We start from the raw sequence: 15275 nt of genomic DNA, 5'->3' as shown, positions 1-15275 counted from the left end.
CAAATCCACTCGGTTTAATGATCATTCAGGCATGCGCGCTCCCAGCCTCCTCCTGTGCTCCGCCCTGCTGCTCGGCAGCGCCCACGCCGCCGACCTGAGCGGCGTCAAAACGTACCTCGACCGGCATATCAGCACGCAGATCAGCGGCGCGGCCACCCTGAAGCAGGCCGCCGACACCTACTACGCCGCCGCAAAGGCCGCGAACTTCAACTACCGCGCGCTGAGCACGCAGCCCGCCACGCGCGCCACCCTCCAGGCCGCCCGCACCGGCTGGCAGCAGGCCAGCCCCGCCTACGAGAACATCGAAGGCATCGTGGCCGGCGTGCCCACCCTGGCCAGCTTCGATCTGAACCTCGACGCCGGTACGAGCAGCGGCGAGGACGCCGTCACCTTCGACCTGACCCTGCCCGGCGGGAAGGTCCTGAAGAAACCCGGAAACCTCTTCGGCGTCACCGAGGGCACCCTCTGGGGCACCGTGCCGGCCTACCGCGCGGGCGTGCCCTTCGACGTGAACGGCAACGGCCGCGCCGACTTCGACGACCAGCTGCCGGACGCCCTCGTCCTCAAGGCCGCCGCGGACGCCCTGCACACGCAGTCCCTGGCCCTGCAGAAAGCGGCCCGCGCCTGGACACCCACCCGCGCGGACGTCTTCGGCGCGCTCGTGGGCAACGTGCCCACCGTCGGCCCGGTGTTCTTCGAGGACTGGAAGAGCAGCCCCTTCGTGCTGGGCACGCGCAGCGACCGCCGGGACTTCGTGGTCATCTCCCGCCTGCGCGACCTTCAGGGCAACGTCGCGTCCTGGCGGGCCATGTACGCCGGCCTGCACGGGGACGTGAAAGCCAAGGACGCCGCGCTGGACACGCAGATCAGCGCCAGCCTGACCGAACTGGCCGCCTTTGTGGACCGGCTGGTCGCGCGCGAGGCGCAGCGCCGCTACACGCCCGAGCAGGCCGAGACCCTGCAGCGCGAGGCGCAGAACCGCGCCACCGTCCTCACCGGGCGCCTCTCGCAGGCCGCCGCGCGCCTGGGCGTGACCCTGCCATGACGCGCCTGCTGCCCCTGCTGATCGCCCTGAGCGTCACCGCTTCCGCCGCGGACCTCGCCACGCCCGCCGAGACGATGCGCGCCCGCCTGGCCGACGCGGCGCTGGACGTGACGTTCGACCCGAGCAGCGCCGCCGCGCTGGTCCGCGAGGCCAGCGCCGCGTGGACCGCGGTGCGCCCCCACTGGCAGCAGGCCGCCCCCACGCAGACCGCGCAGGTGGACGCCGCCCTGAAGGGGGCCGCGCAGGCCGCCGCGCGCGGCGACGAACCCGCCCTGGCACGCGCGCGTGCCCAGGCCTGGACGGCGCTGCTCAGCGGCGCGCAGACCGGCCTGGAGGGCGCCGTGCGGGCCGGTCGCCCGGATGACGCCCGCGACTGGCTGGCCGCCCGCGAGTTCCGCCTGGCCAGCACCCTGACCCGCCCGAACGCCGACGCCACCACCGCCCTGGACGACCTCGCCGCAGGCCGGATCAGCGCGGCTGACGCGCTGAGTGCCGTGCGCGCCGACACGCTTGACGGGTACCAGGCCCGCCTGAACGACGCCCTGCGCGACCTCCAGACCAGCCAGGCACGGGGCTTCCGCACCCTGAGTGCCGAGCAGGCCGCGCTGGCCGCCGGGTACTTCGCCCTCCTGGCGCCCGCCTACACTGCGCAGCGCGGCGCGGACGCCACGGCGCAGGTCCAGGCGCACTTCAATGCGCTGCTTGCCCACCTGGGGCAGGTGCAGGCCGCGCTGGACGGTTTCCGCGCCGCGCCGCTGTCCGAACGTGAGGTCAGGGCGCGCGCCGCGCAGGTCATGCGCTTCCTGGGCCTGATGCCGGTCGAGTACGCGCGCGGCGTGCAGGTCACGGGCGGCGCGGCCCAGGTCACGCAGGAGGTCGAGGTGAACGAGGCCCGCACCTTCCTGCACGGCGCGCAGGCCGCCCTGAGTGACCTGTCGCCACTGCTGCCCGACCCGCAGGCCGCCCGCACCCTGACCGGCGCGCTCGCCCAGCTGAACGGCCGCCTGAGCCCCGAGGCCCTGACGTCAGACGTGCCCACCCCGGACGCCCTGAAGACGGACGTGAACGCCCTGCTGGGGCAGCTGCGCGCCGCGTTCCCCGCCGCGTGGCAGCAGGCCCGTCCCGACGCGGACCTGGACGTGGTCCGCACGCAGCTGGACGCCGTGGTCGCCGCCGCGCAGGCCGGCGACTGGGCCGCCGCTGAAACGGCCCGGCTAGACGCCTACGCCCTGCTCGAAAGTGGCACCGAGGCCCGGATTGCCGTGTTCAACCCGGACCTGAAAGCCCGCCTGGAAGCCCAGATCTGGAACGGCACGCAGCCGCGCGGCCTGGCCAGCCTGATCCACGCGCGCGCCGACGCAGCCACCTTCCGCACCACGCGCACCGAGTTGCAGGCCACGCTGCGCGAGGTGGGTCAGGTCCTGGGCACCGACGTGGCCCCCACCGCGGTTGCCACGAACGCCGGGATCATCGTGTTCCGCGAGGGCCTGGAAGCCGTGCTGATCCTCGCGGCGCTGATGGGCAGCCTGCGCAAGGGCGACCTGGTGCGCCTGCGCCGGCCCATGTGGCTGGGCGCCGCTGCGGCGGGCGTCGCCACGGTCGCCACCTGGCTGGTCCTGCAGGGCGCCCTGGGCCTGCTGGGCCGCTACGGCGAGAAGCTGGAAGCGGTGGTCAGCGTCGTGGCCATCGGGGTGCTGCTGCTGATCATGAACTGGTTCTTTCATCAGGTGTACTGGACCGACCGCATGGCCGCGTTCCAGAAGACCAAGCACCAGCTCACGCACGGCGGGACGGCCGCCATGCGCGCGCAGTGGATCGGGCTGGCCGTGCTGGGCTTCACCAGCATCTACCGCGAGGGCTTCGAGACCGTGCTGTTCCTGCAGTCGCTGGTGCTGCAGGCCGGTCCGGGCGCCGTGCTGGGCGGCACCGCCGCCGGCCTGAGCGCCGTGCTGGGCGTGGGCGCGCTGGTGTTCGCGTGGCAGGCGAAGCTGCCCATGAAGAAACTGCTCGTCTGGACCGGCGTGCTGATCGCCGCGGTGCTGGCCGTCATGGTCGGCAACACCACGCACACCCTGCAACTGGTCGGCTGGCTGCCCGTGCACCCGCTGCCGTTCGACCTGCCCGCCGGGCTGGGGTTGTGGCTGGGTCTGCACGCCACCTGGGAGGGCGCGCTGCTCCAGCTGGGTTCGCTCGTGGCCGTGATCGGCTCGTACTACGCCGCCGAGGGCCTGAAGGAACGCGAACTCGCGCAGCGCCGGGAGAGGGCCGCGCAGGCCTGAGGGCCAGCACTGCGGCGACAATTTACAGGCGCTGGTTAGCGGGCGGGCATTTCTTCCGGCCCGCCCCCGCTTCAGGGCGTCCGAGCAGCTGAAGAATGCATGAGCACGCCCCCGGGGTGATGCCCGGTTTCACGCAGAGGCGCCTGAGCCGTTCGGGCTAGGATGACCGTGGCATGGCCGACTCCTTCGCGCATGACCTTCTGCTCAACACAACCAGGTTTCTGCTGACGCGGCATGATCCGGACGCCCTGTGCCGTGACGGGCTGGCGTTCCTGGCGGCCGAGCTGGGCGCGAACCTGGGCATGCTGCACCTGCGGGAGAGTGCCGTGACGTACCGCATGCACGCCAGCGTCGGCGCGCACCCCCTGCTGCACGTGCATGACGTGCAGACCATGGAACCCGGCTGGGAAGAACTCATGCAGGCCGGCACGTGGATCAGTTCGCCCGTCCCCTCGCCCGACTGGTTCGGCCCGGCTGACCGGAGTTACGTCCGGCTGGGCGCGCAGCACCTCGTGAGTTTCGGGCTGTACAGCGGGCCCCAGATGATCGGCACGGTGAACCTGCTGTTCCCGGAACCCCGCGAGGACCTGGCGGGCCTGGAGGTGCTGGGCACCGTCGGGGGACTGTGGGGCACCCTGCTGGCGCGCATGCAGGCGCAGCGGGAACTGGCCGGGCGTGAGGCGATGCTGCGCATGGTAACTGACCAAGGCAGCGACCTGCTGAGCATCATCGATGAGCAGGGCACCATCACGTACCAGAGTGCCGCGTCCGGCGAACTGATCGGGTACCCGGCAGAGGTCCTGATCGGCCGGCCGTACGACGGCGCGGTGCACCACGCGGACCTGCCATGCGTGAGGGCCGCCCTGGCGCAGCTGCGGCGCGAGCCGGGCGGGACGGTGAACCTGTCGTTCCGCATCCGGCACGCGCGGGGGCAGCTGGTCTGGATGGAAGCGAACGCCCGCAACCTCCTGCACGAGGCGCACGTGCGCGGCATCGTGATTCACATGCGGGACGTGTCGGCCGCGCAAGCCACGCAGCGGCACCTGGAGCGGCGCGTACAGGACCTGACCCTGATGCACGACACCGTCCAGCAGTTGCAGCTGGGCCGCACGGCCGCGCAGGTGGCCGAGCGGCTGGTGAACCTCATCCAGAACCGCCTGGCCTACCCGTACGTGCAGGTGGGCCGCGTTCTGCCGGACCTCAGCGTGGACACCGTCGCGCGTGAGGCCACCAGCCGGGACGAGCCGGTCCGGCGCCTGCCGCCCGGCGCGGGCGTGATCGGCGCGTGCGTGCAGACCGGCCGGACCGTGTACGTGCCGGACGTGACGGCCGATCCCCGGTACGTGGCGCGCCACGCGGAGGTGCGCAGCGAGGTGATCATCCCCGTGCGCGTCAGCGGGCAGCTGTGGGGCGTGCTGAACGTCGAGAGTCCCCACCCGGACGCGTTCGATCCCGCCGACATCCAGTCGCTGGAGACGGTGGCCGCGCAGGCCGGGTCGGTCCTGGCGAACGTGGAACTGCTCGACGACCTGCGCCGCAGCCGCGACGAGCTGCGCGCCGCGTACGACGAGACGCTGGCCGGCTGGGCGCGGGCACTGGACCTGCGCGACCGCGAGACGGAAGGACACAGCCAGCGGGTCACGGACCTGACCGTGGAACTGGCGCGCCGCCTGGGCGTCCCCGAAACCGACCTGGTGCACATCTGGCGCGGCGCGCTGCTGCACGACATCGGCAAGGTCGGCATTCCGGACGCAATCCTGCACAAACCCGGTCCGCTCACCGACGACGAGTGGCGCGTGATGCAACTGCATCCGCAGATGGCGTTCGACGTGCTGGAACCCGTCGCGTTCCTGCACCCGGCGCTGGACATCCCGTACGCGCACCACGAGCACTGGAATGGCCGCGGCTACCCGCGCGGCCTGAAGGGGCACGCCATTCCCTTTGCCGCACGGATCTTCAGCGTGGTGGACGTCTGGGACGCCCTGCGCAGCGACCGGCCGTACCGCGCGGCCTGGAGTGAGGAGCGGGCCAGCGCGCACCTGGAAGCGCAGGCCGGGCAGCAGTTCGACCCCCAGGTCGTGCGGGCCTTCCTGGACCTGCTGCGCGAACGCCGCGCCGCCACGCCGGAGTCCGCGTGAACCGCGTCACCGTGCAGGCCCTGCGGGAGGAACTCAGCGGGCTTCACCTGGCCGCGGACGCCGCGCCCGACCCGGCCGTCCGGGCCGGTCACTTCCGGGAGGCGGCGTACCTGGCGCTGGACCTGGGTGACCCGGCGCGCGCCATGACGTACGCCCTGGCGTGCCTGGACGCGGCGCGGCGCACCACGAACCGGTCCCTGCAGGCTCTGGCGCACGTGACGATCGCGCTCGTGATGGGCGACGTGCACGACGACGTGGGCGCCGCCACGCACTTCCGGGAGGCCGAGGGACTGGCCCGCAGCGCGCGGGACGCCCGCGGGGTGGCCGTGGTCAGCGTGAACGCCTCGCACCACGAGCTGGAACGCGCGCACTACGCCAGCAGCACCCTGCGCCTGATGTCCCTGCTGCGCTCGCCGTACGCGTCGGCGGTGCAGGCGGACGAGGAGGGCCGCGGCCTGGACCAGGTGTTCCACATGAACTTCACGCGCGGCGCCGCGCACGCCCTGCTGGGCCTGAGCCCGGACCTGCCGGACCTGAGCGCGCAGCTCAGTGGCGCCCGGGAGGAGATCAGCGCGCAGCTGGAGGTCTCGTACGACGTCCTGCGCCGCTGCTACCACCATGAGATGCCGCTGGCCAATTCCCGCTGGCAGCCGGACGTGCTTGAAGCGCTGCTGATTCACGCCCGCTACCGCGCCAGCTGGACCGAAGCGCAGGCGCTGGCCGACGAGTGGGTGCAGCTGGCGCAGGACTGGAACGTGCCGGCGCAGCTGGGCCGGGCGCTCCTGGGCCGCGCGGCCCTGCGCGCCCACACCGGGCAGTGGGAAGGCGTGCGCGTGGACGCCGCCCGCGCGGCGCAGGACTTCGGGGACGAGCACCCCAGCCGCGCCCTGGCCGCGCAGCAGCTGCTGGCGCAGGCGCACGCCGCGCAGGGGCAGTGGCAGGCGGCCTTCGAGGTGCAGCAGGCCCTGTCCACGCAGGCGGACCGCATCTACCGGGCGTTCATGCAGCAGAGTGCGCGCCTGCGGGTCATCGAGCGGCAGGCCGCCGAGGCCGAAGTGCGCGCCGAGGCGTTCGCGGAGGCGGCCCTGCGTGACCCGCTGACCGGCATCGCGAACCGGGCGGGCGCGCAGCGCCGCCTGAATCAGATGCGCGCCGCCGCGCAGCGCGGCCGCTCTGGCGCCGTGGCGCTGCTCGACATTGATCACTTCAAGTCCATCAACGACCGGTACGGGCACGCGGCGGGCGACGAGGTCCTGCGCCGCGTGGTGCAGACCATCACGCGCGCCATCCGTGAGGTGGACCTGCTGGCCCGTTACGGCGGCGAGGAATTCCTGCTGCTGCTCGACGGCCTGACCCGCGCCGAGGCGTTCCGCGCCTGCCTGCGCGTGCGGCAGCTCATCACCGAGATCGACTGGTCCGACGTCGCCCCGGGCCTTCAGGTCACCGCCAGCATCGGCGTGGCCGAGATCACCGCCGGGCAGCCACAGGAAGCAATCCTGCGGGAGGCGGATACCGCCATGTACGAGGCGAAGGCCGCGGGGCGCGACACGGTCCGCCTGGCCCACGGTCACTGACGGCGGCCACAACGGCCTGGCGCCTGCTGAACAGCGGCTGGGGCGCACCCACGGCCCGGAACCCACGGTGGGCCCCGGGACGCACTGATCTGTGTGAACGGCCGGGGGTGCCCGCCGCTGCTTCGGCAGTTACTGCGCGGTGTCTATGCTGACGTCATCCCAGTCGAGCGCCACGTCGTCCAGCGTCACGACCGGAATGGTCTCAAGCAGGGCGCGCAGGGCCGCCAGCTGCTCTAGGACCTTGGGGGACAGGGGCAGGTCCTCGGCGGGGTCGGACGGGCGCGCGCGGAACCAGAAGCGCGGTTTACTGGCCGTTTTCGCCTGGGCGGTCCGCTCGTCCAGGAGCGTCACGAGGGCCCGCGTGGCCTGCACGATCTGCTCGTCCAGGGGCGTGGACAGGAGTTCCACGACGGGCTGAGCTTTGAGCAGGCCGCTGAGCGTGGCGGGGTCGGCGCCCAGGTCCGCCATGCAGCGGGTGTCGAGGTGCTGAGCGTGACCCATGTTGGAGTTCAGGCCGACCGTGTTCCCGGGGCGGCGGACCTTGTCGCCCTGCACGGCCAGCAGGTCGGGCAGGCTGTCGCGGCGGGGCACGGCGATCAGGCGGAGCCAGGGGCCACGGGCGCGGTGCGCCTGAAGGACGGTGATCACCTGCGCGGTGCGGTACACCGCGTCATCGGTGGCGAGCAGCGCCTCACGGACGGTCATGCGCCCACCATAGGGGAACGGTCGGCACAATTCTCTTTCACGGCGGGGATCACGGCCTCAGGATACTGGCATTGGGGCCCGGCGTCATGCGCGGAGCTGCTCACGCGGTCAGCGCCATGAGCGGTCCTGGCGGGGCAGGTGCGCTTCCTCGTTGAAGCTGTCCAGGCTGACCCGCCCCCGGCCGAACGTGAGCCGGGTGACGCTGGCGTTCCGCACGCGCCAGTTCAGGCGCAGCGCCGCAGCGTCCGGGGCGTCCAGCACGCGGGCGACCGTGACGCCGATCACGCCGCCACTCGTGAACACCGCCACGCGGCTCCCGCCGGGCAGCGCCAGCAGGTCCGCCAGGGCCGCGAGGACCCGCGTGCGGAACGCCGCCCAGGGTTCCACGTCCGGATGCGTGAGGCGCCCGGACTGCCAGGCGTCCGCCACGGTCTCCAGCAGCGCCTGGAACGTGCGGTTGCGTTCCGGAGCGGCGCTGGCGCGGAACGCGGCGACCTGCGCCGCAAACGCGGGATCCTGCGTGGCGAGCAGTGGCGCCAGCGTGCGGATCAGTCCGTCCCCGTCAAACTCGGCTAGGCGGGCGTCGGTGTCCAGGGCGGGCCAGTCCGGCGCGGCGGCCAGCTGGGCCGTGCGCCGCTGCCGCACGAGTGGTCCGTGCAGGACATGCGTGGGCACCCAGCCCTCGGCCTGAAAAGCCGCGCCGACCGCGCGGGCCTGCGTCTCGCCCAGCGGGGAGAGCCGGTCGGTGTCCGTCTCGAACGGCGTGGCCTGCCCGTGGCGGATCAGGCGCAGTTCACTCACGCGGCGCGTCCTGTTTCAGGATCAGGTCCCACGCGCGGCGCATCAGCCACGCCGCCTGCCCCGCCAGCGGCGCGAAGCGCGGGTCCTGGGTCTGGCCCAGGCGGTAGCGGGCGAAGATCTGAATGACGATCACCGCGAGCTTGAAGTGCCCCAGTACCTCGTACCAGGGGAGGATGTCCGCGACAGGCCGCCCGCTGCGGGCCTCGTAAAGGGCCACGAGCGCGTCCCGGTCCGGGAAGCCGGGCGCGGCCGCGCCGACGCGGTTGGGCGCGCCGCCCGGCAGTTCCGGCATCGTCCAGTACGTGAGGGTCAGGCCCAGGTCCACCAGCGGGTCGCCCAGCGTGGTCATCTCCCAGTCGAGGAGCGCCACCACTCGGCCCGGATCGTGGGGGTCGAGCATCAGGTTGTCCAGCTTGAAGTCGTTGTGCACCAGCGCGTGCGCCGTTTCCGTGGGCGTGTGGGCCTCCAGCCACGCGATCACCAGTTCGTCGCGCAGCTCGGCGGGCGGCGGCAGGTCCCCGGTGTCCTTCAGCGCCTCGCGGGCGCGGCGCCAGCGGCCCGCCCAGCCGTCCACCTGACGGCGGTTGAACCCCTCGGGTTTCCCCAGGTCGCGCAGGCCTGCCGCGTCAATGTCCACCGCGTGCAGGTCCGCGAGCGTGTCAATGAGGGCCGCGCCCAGCCGCTCCGGGGCGCCGGGCAGTTCCCGGTACTCGGGGGGGAGGCTGGTCCGCACGACCGTCCCGCGCCTCCGCTCCATCAGGTAGAAGGGGCTGCCGATCACGCCCGCGTCCTCCACGACCAGCAGCGGCGCCGGGGCGACCGGCAGCACCGGGTGGATGCGCGAGAGCAGGTTCGCCTCGCGGGTCATGTCGTGCGCGCCCTTCGGGAGCGGCCCGAGCGGCGCGCGGCGCAGCACGTACTCCTGCTCGCCCAGGCGCAGCAGGTACGTCAGGTTCGAGAACCCGCCCGGGAACTGCAGGACCTCCAGCGCGTCCACGTCGCCGGGCACCCGGCCGCGCAGGGCCTCCCGCAGCGCGCCGACCGGGAGTTCCTCGCCGGGGCGGACGGGCGCGGCGTCCGGCGCGGTCAACCTCTCGCCTCCCCCGCCTCTGCCCCGCCTTGCTGGGCGTGCAGCAGCGCCATGGCCTTGCCGCGCAGGTGCCGCATCTTCCCGATCCAGCCGTCGTAATCCGCGGCCTTGAGCCCGAAGCCCTTCAGGGTGCTGGGGTGCGTGGTGATCAGGAACCCGTCGGCGCGCAGGACCTCCAGCGTCTTCGCGACCAGTTCGTCGGTCGTGATGGCCGTCTGCTGCAGCAGGGGCGCGTTCTGGATCATGGGCGTCCACACGCCTTCCGGGCACAGCGCGGCGACCTTGATGCCCCGGTCCCCGTACGTGATGCTCAGCCACTCTGCGAACGCCAGCGCGGCGTGCTTGGTCACGGCGTACGGCGCGGAGTGCAGTTCCGTCAGCAGCCCAGCCGCCGACGCGGTGTTCAGCAGGTACCCGTCCCCGCGTTCGAGCATGTGCGGCAACAGGTGCCGGGCCGCCCAGACGTGACTCATGACGTTCACGCGCTGGATCAGGTCCCACACGCGGTCCGGGGTGTCCGGCCCCTCGCCCACCGCGATCCCGGCGTTCGAGCAGAAGAGGTCGATGCGGCCCTCATGCGCCAGCACGTCGTCGATCAGGCCCTTCACGCCCGCCTCCTGCCCCACGTCCGCCGGGATGAAGCGCGCGCCGATCGCGGCGGCTTCCTGCGCGCCCAGCTCCGCGTTGCGGTCGGACGCCACCACCGTCGCGCCCTCCTGCACGAACGCCGCCGCCAGCGCCTTCCCGATCCCCGACGCCGCGCCCGTCACCACGATCACCTTCCGTTCAAAGTCCATGTCAGCCCTCCAGTGCATCCGGGAACGCGTGGCCCCCGGCAAGTTGTTCGGTCGTCTGCCGCGACAGGTCCCGCACGCGGCCCAGCCAGCGGTCATGTGAATTCGCGCGTGCCTGGAAGGCCCGCACGGTCATCGGATGCGTCGTGATCAGGAACTGCCCCGACCGCAGGCCAGTCACGGCCGCCTCCGCGACCTCCTCGGGCGTGATCGCCCCGGCCTGCAGGTGCGGCGCGCCCGCGATCAATGGCGTCTGCACCCACTCCGGGCACAGCGCCGCCACGCTGATCCCACGGTCGCCGTACGTGATCGCCAGCCACTCCGCGAACGCCAGCGCCTCATGCTTCGTGACCGCGTACGGCGCGGAATGCACCTCGGTCAGCAGGCCCGCCGCCGACACCGTTTGCAGCAGCGTGCCGCTCCCACGCGAGAGCATGTGAGGCAGGACGTGCCGCGCGCCCCACACGTGACTCAGGACATTCACGCGCCACGACACGTCCCATAGCGCGTCATCCGGCTCCAGACCGTTCCCGACGGCCAATCCCGCGTTCGAGCACAGCAGGTCGACGCGGCCCTCGTGCGCCAGCACGTCGTCGATCAGGGCCTTCACCCCGGCCTCCTGTCCCACGTCCGCCTGCACGAAGCGCGCGCCGATGGCTGCCGCCTCGCGCGCCCCGGCCTCCGCGTTCCGGTCGGATGCGACCACGACCGCGCCCTCCTGCACCAGACGCGCCGCCAGCGCCCGTCCGATCCCGGATGCTGACCCCGTCACCACCGCCACCGCCTGATTCAGGTCCATGATCAGCGGCGTCCGCTGACGCCCTGGCGGCGCAGTTCTTCCTTGGCGACCGTCTCGGCGTGCACGATGTCGGGGCCGTCCGCGAGGCGCAGGGTGCGCGCCTGGGCGTACATCATCGCCAGGGGCGTGTCCTGGCTGACGCCCGCCCCGCCGAACACCTGAATGGCGCGGTCGATGACGCGCAGCGCGACGTTTGGCGCGACGACCTTGATCGCCGCGATCTGCCCGCGCGCCTCCTTGTTGCCGACGGTGTCCATCATGTGCGCGGCGTGCAGGGTGAGCAGGCGGGCCTGGTCGATCTCCATGCGGCTCGCGGCGATGGCCTCGCGGACGTGCTGGTGCCCGGTGAGGGGTTTGCCGAAGGCGGTGCGGGACGCGGCGCGGTGCACCATGAGGTCCAGGGCGCGTTCGGCCTGCCCGATGAGGCGCATGCAGTGGTGGATGCGGCCCGGGCCGAGGCGGCCCTGCGCGATCTCGAAGCCGCGCCCCTCGCCGAGCAGCAGGTTCGTGGCGGGGACGCGCACGTCCCGGAAGGTCATCTGCGCGTGGCCGTGCGGGGCGTCGTCGTACCCGAAGACGGTCAGCATGCGTTCCTTCGTGACGCCAGGGGCGTCCAGGGGAATCAGGATCATGCTTTGCTGGCGGTGCCGTTCGGCGTTCGGGTCGGTCTTGCCCATGAAGATGCTGATCTTGCAGCGGGGGTCGCCGGCGCCGCTCGTCCACCACTTGTCGCCGTTCACGACGTATTCGTCGCCGTCGCGGGTGATGCTGGACTGGATGTTCGTCGCGTCGCTTGAGGCGACGTCGGGTTCGGTCATGGAGAACGCGCTGCGGATCTCGCCGTTCAGCAGTGGGATCAGCCACTGCTGCTGCTGCTCGGGCGTGCCGTAGCGGGCCAGGACCTCCATGTTCCCGGTGTCGGGCGCGGAGCAGTTGAATACCTCAGGCGCCCACCAGACACGGCCCATGACCTCGCACAGGCCCGCGTACTCTAGGTTCGACAGGCCCGGCCCGAACGTGCCGTCCGGGTCGCTGGCGGGCGGCAGGAACAGGTTCCACAGGCCCTCGGCACGCGCCTTTGGCTTCAGCTCGTCGATGATCGGGAGGTGCTCCCAGCGGTTCCCCGCGTCGATCTGCCGGGCGACCTCCACCTCGTTGGGGTAGATGTGGGCGTCCATGAACGCGGTGAGGCGCGCGTGCAGGTCACGGGCGCGGGGGGACACGTCGAACATCGTCATAGGGGTTCCTCCTCGGGGGTCAGGGGGCGGAAGCTGGCCTCGTCACCCTCGATGCCCAGCAGAAAGTCTCTGTAGCCCCGCCCGGAGTCGCCGCGCAGGATCAGGCTCAGGGACATCAGGCCGTCCAGCACCGCCTCGGCGCGCTCCAGCAGATCCGGGTCGGGATCTTCAGCGAGGTGCTGGGCCAGTCGGGCGTCCTCGTCGAACAGCGGGCGGTAGGGACCGAAGGCGGGTGTGGCGTCAAAGGTGGCGGTCACGGCGAACAGCTCCACGCTGGTGACGGTCAGGGTGCCGAGCACCTCGCCGGTGGTGGGGCGTTCCAGGGTGTAGCGGACGCCGGGGTGCGGGCTCATGTGCTCTCCGGGCTGGGCAGGTCGTACACGGTGACGGGCACGCCGTGCGCGGCGAGTTCCTCGGTGATGATCGGTTCGATCTGGCGCCAGTCGCCCCCGGCGACGCCGGCGCCGATGCGGGGCATGTGGACGCTGGCGCCGGTCCGCTGCGCCTCGGTGCGCACCTGGGCGAGGCCGGCGCGGATGGCCTCGTAGCGCACCGGGGGGACGTCCGTGGGTCGGTTCTTGCGGGCGATGTCGTGCTGCCCGATGAGATTGGCGACGGTCAGGTCTGCCTGGACGGGGACGAACTGCACCTCGCCCAGCGCGTACGGCTGGTCCGTCTGTCCAGAGGCCCAGCGGTTGAACGCAAGTTCCGGAGCCGTCCAGCGTTTCGAGAGCGCGACGACGAAGCCGCGTCCCCACGCGCCGATGTCGTTGCAGATGTGGACCAGCAATTTTGGGCCGCTGTCCTGCGGTTGGGTGGCGTCGCCGGTCACGTAGCGGATCATGCGGGCCGCCCGATCCAGACGAGGCCGCGCCGCAGCAGGTGCTGGGGCGTTCCGTCGGTGGCGCGCGCGGTCCGGTGGGGGCGGCGGGCCAGGGATGGCCAGCGGGCGAGGTCCTCGGGGTCCAGGGGCGTCTCGTCCAGGCCGGTTGTCCAGCGCAGGCGGTTCAGGCGCCCGGCCAGGGGCGCCAGGGCGTTCGGCAGCGGCCGGGTGGGGATGGGTTCGAACATGGTGCCGTACATGGGGGCGCGGTCCTCGCGGGCCAGGACGACCTGGGAGTCCATGAAGTGCGGCCAGCACAGCCACACGGCCAGGAACGGCAGGTCGGCACGGTCGAGCGTTTCGGCCGCCCAGTGGTCGAGGATGTCCAGCAGGCCCTCGACCATCTGCCGCCTCAGCCACGCGGGCGGTTCACGGGGGGGCAGGCGGTTCCACGGGTCAATCCACAGTTTCACGTAGTCCACGCCGCTGGCATTCAGGTGACGCCAGTCGGGCGTGAGGTTCGCGGCGCGCCAGCGGGCCACTCGCCGGGCCTGCGCGCGCCGCCCGCGGACTTTGTGGCGGTTGCTGAGGGTCACAGGTAGATCCGGTAGACGCTCTCGGCGGTGCAGGCGGGTCTGTCCGAGCCGTCGATCTCGATGGTGTTCGCGACCGTGATCTGCACGTAGCCCTGGCCGGGCTCGGCGGCCTGGAGGACGGCGCGGTTGCGCAGCCGCGTTCCGGCGCGGACGGGCGCGATGAAGCGCACGCGGTTCAGGCCGTAGTTCACGACCATCCGCGCGCCCTCGATATCGGGGCTGCCGCCGCGCGTCATGAATTCCCCGGCCAGCAGCGACAGGGTCAGGAAGCCGTGCGCGATGGTTGCGCCGAAGGGGCCCTGCGCGGCCCGCTCGGGGTCCACGTGAATGAACTGGTGGTCGCCGGTGGCGTCCGCGAACGCCTGAATGCGCGCCTGCGTGATCTCCACCCACTCGGACAGGGCGACCTGCTGCCCGAGGTGTCCGGCCAGTTCGTCGGGTCTCATACGGCGCTGATGCCGCCGTCCACGGCGAGGTTCTGCCCGGTGATGTACGCGCCGGCGGCGCTGGCCAGCAGCAGGGCGGCGCCCTTGAGGTCCTCGTCGCCTCCCAGGCGGCGCATGGGGGTGTGGTCCAGGATCTGCGCCTCGCCGTACGCCAGGGTGCCCTTGGTCATCTTGGTGGGGAAGTAGCCGGGGCAGATGCTGTTCACGGTGATGCCCTGCGCGGCGAATTCGGCGGCCAGGGCGCGGGTGAAGTTCACCATGGCGCCCTTGCTGGTGTTGTACGCGAGGGTGGCGGCCATGCGCGGGTCATTGCCCTGGAGGCCTGCGACGGACGCGACGTTGATGATGCGCCCGGCGCCGCGCGGCACCATGCAGCGTTTCAGGACGGCCTGCGTGAGGAGGAAAGTGCCGTTCACGTTGACGTTCATGACCTTCATCCAGGCGTCCAGGGGGTGTTCGGTGGTGGGGGCGCCCCAGGTTGCGCCGGCGTTGTTCACGAGGATGTCGATGGGTCCGACCTCGGCGTGGATGCGCTCCACGAGGGGGTCGAGGGTGTCGAAGGCGCCCAGGTCGTTCGGGTAGACGTGCGCGGTGACGCCCAGGGCAGCGAGGTGCGCTCTGGCCTCGTCGAGTTCGTGGGCTTTGCGGGCGGTGAGGACGACGGTGGCGCCGTACTCGCCGAGGGCTTCGGCGATCTGGAGGCCGAGGCCGCGGCTGCCGCCGGTGATGAGGGCGACCGTGCCGGTCAGGTTGAACAGGTCTTTCAGGGCCATGCGGGGGAACCTCCGGGAGAGGGGCTGGGGGGTGCGGTTGAGGGTTCCAGCATAGGCAGAAAGTTACGTGAACGTCAATTTTGAACGCACGCGGACGCTTACCGAGTCCCGTGATCCGCGGCCCACCCGACCTAGGTCCGTTGCCGTACCGCGCCGGAAGCGCACAATGAGGGG

The 15275-nt window shown here is 71.9% G+C and carries 15 protein-coding genes; 4 read left to right on the top strand and 11 right to left on the bottom strand.

Annotation, left to right across the window (positions count from 1 at the left end; genetic code table 11):
- The first annotated feature begins 31 nt into the window (after positions 1–31).
- The 4 genes from IEY63_RS09005 to IEY63_RS08990 all read left to right on the top strand — a co-directional run bounded on the left by IEY63_RS09005 (position 32) and on the right by IEY63_RS08990 (position 7036).
- Positions 32–1045, top strand: coding sequence for an imelysin family protein (locus IEY63_RS09005; RefSeq protein WP_189068669.1), 1014 nt, complete (start codon positions 32–34; stop codon positions 1043–1045).
- Positions 1042–3324, top strand: coding sequence for a 4-helix bundle domain-containing protein (locus tag IEY63_RS09000; protein ID WP_229784598.1), 2283 nt, complete (start codon positions 1042–1044; stop codon positions 3322–3324). Before IEY63_RS09005 ends, IEY63_RS09000 begins: the two co-directional genes overlap by 4 nt.
- A 173-nt stretch (positions 3325–3497) precedes the next feature.
- A complete protein-coding gene (locus IEY63_RS08995; protein WP_189068668.1) occupies positions 3498–5462 on the top strand; it encodes an HD domain-containing phosphohydrolase in 1965 nt (654 codons plus the stop codon).
- Positions 5459–7036 (top strand): GGDEF domain-containing protein, encoded by a 1578-nt coding sequence (locus IEY63_RS08990; protein WP_189068667.1) that lies wholly within the window; start codon positions 5459–5461, stop codon positions 7034–7036. Before IEY63_RS08995 ends, IEY63_RS08990 begins: the two co-directional genes overlap by 4 nt.
- A gap of 129 nt (positions 7037–7165) precedes the next feature.
- Here IEY63_RS08990 and IEY63_RS08985 read toward each other — a convergent pair whose 3' ends face one another.
- The 11 genes from IEY63_RS08985 to IEY63_RS08935 form a co-directional block, all read right to left on the bottom strand.
- Positions 7166–7741: a hypothetical protein gene (locus IEY63_RS08985; RefSeq protein WP_189068666.1), complete on the bottom strand. Its 576-nt coding sequence runs from the start codon at positions 7739–7741 to the stop codon at positions 7166–7168.
- A gap of 108 nt (positions 7742–7849) precedes the next feature.
- Positions 7850–8542: a histidine phosphatase family protein gene (locus IEY63_RS08980; RefSeq protein ID WP_189068665.1), complete on the bottom strand. Its 693-nt coding sequence runs from the start codon at positions 8540–8542 to the stop codon at positions 7850–7852.
- Positions 8535–9632, bottom strand: a complete 1098-nt coding sequence (locus tag IEY63_RS08975; RefSeq protein WP_189068664.1) for a phosphotransferase family protein — start codon at positions 9630–9632, stop codon at positions 8535–8537. The genes IEY63_RS08980 and IEY63_RS08975 overlap by 8 nt, the downstream gene beginning before the upstream one ends.
- Positions 9629–10429 carry an SDR family oxidoreductase gene (locus tag IEY63_RS08970; protein ID WP_189068663.1) on the bottom strand — a complete coding sequence of 267 codons (801 nt, stop codon included), beginning with the start codon at positions 10427–10429 and terminating at the stop codon, positions 9629–9631. Before IEY63_RS08970 ends, IEY63_RS08975 begins: the two co-directional genes overlap by 4 nt.
- A gap of 1 nt (position 10430) precedes the next feature.
- Positions 10431–11225, bottom strand: coding sequence for an SDR family NAD(P)-dependent oxidoreductase (locus IEY63_RS08965; RefSeq protein WP_189068662.1), 795 nt, complete (start codon positions 11223–11225; stop codon positions 10431–10433).
- 2 nt (positions 11226–11227) lie between these two features.
- On the bottom strand, positions 11228–12463 hold the full coding sequence (locus IEY63_RS08960; protein ID WP_189068661.1) for an acyl-CoA dehydrogenase family protein: 1236 nt from the start codon (positions 12461–12463) through the stop codon (positions 11228–11230).
- Entirely contained in the window at positions 12460–12816 is a 357-nt protein-coding gene (locus IEY63_RS08955) for a hypothetical protein (RefSeq protein ID WP_229784597.1), read from the bottom strand. The genes IEY63_RS08960 and IEY63_RS08955 overlap by 4 nt, the downstream gene beginning before the upstream one ends.
- Positions 12813–13307 (bottom strand): macro domain-containing protein, encoded by a 495-nt coding sequence (locus IEY63_RS08950; protein ID WP_189068660.1) that lies wholly within the window; start codon positions 13305–13307, stop codon positions 12813–12815. Before IEY63_RS08950 ends, IEY63_RS08955 begins: the two co-directional genes overlap by 4 nt.
- Positions 13304–13882, bottom strand: coding sequence for a hypothetical protein (locus IEY63_RS08945; RefSeq protein ID WP_189068659.1), 579 nt, complete (start codon positions 13880–13882; stop codon positions 13304–13306). The genes IEY63_RS08950 and IEY63_RS08945 overlap by 4 nt, the downstream gene beginning before the upstream one ends.
- The gene (locus tag IEY63_RS08940) at positions 13879–14328 is read right to left on the bottom strand and encodes a MaoC family dehydratase (protein WP_189068658.1); all 450 of its coding nucleotides are present in this window, start codon (positions 14326–14328) and stop codon (positions 13879–13881) included. The genes IEY63_RS08945 and IEY63_RS08940 overlap by 4 nt, the downstream gene beginning before the upstream one ends.
- Positions 14325–15101, bottom strand: a complete 777-nt coding sequence (locus tag IEY63_RS08935) for an SDR family oxidoreductase (protein ID WP_189068657.1) — start codon at positions 15099–15101, stop codon at positions 14325–14327. Before IEY63_RS08935 ends, IEY63_RS08940 begins: the two co-directional genes overlap by 4 nt.
- Positions 15102–15275 lie beyond the last annotated feature (174 nt).

This window comes from Deinococcus radiotolerans (genome assembly GCF_014647435.1).
GTDB lineage: Bacteria > Deinococcota > Deinococci > Deinococcales > Deinococcaceae > Deinococcus > Deinococcus radiotolerans.
Note: the sequence above shows the minus strand (reverse complement) of the source record. Positions and strands in the feature narration are given on the sequence as shown.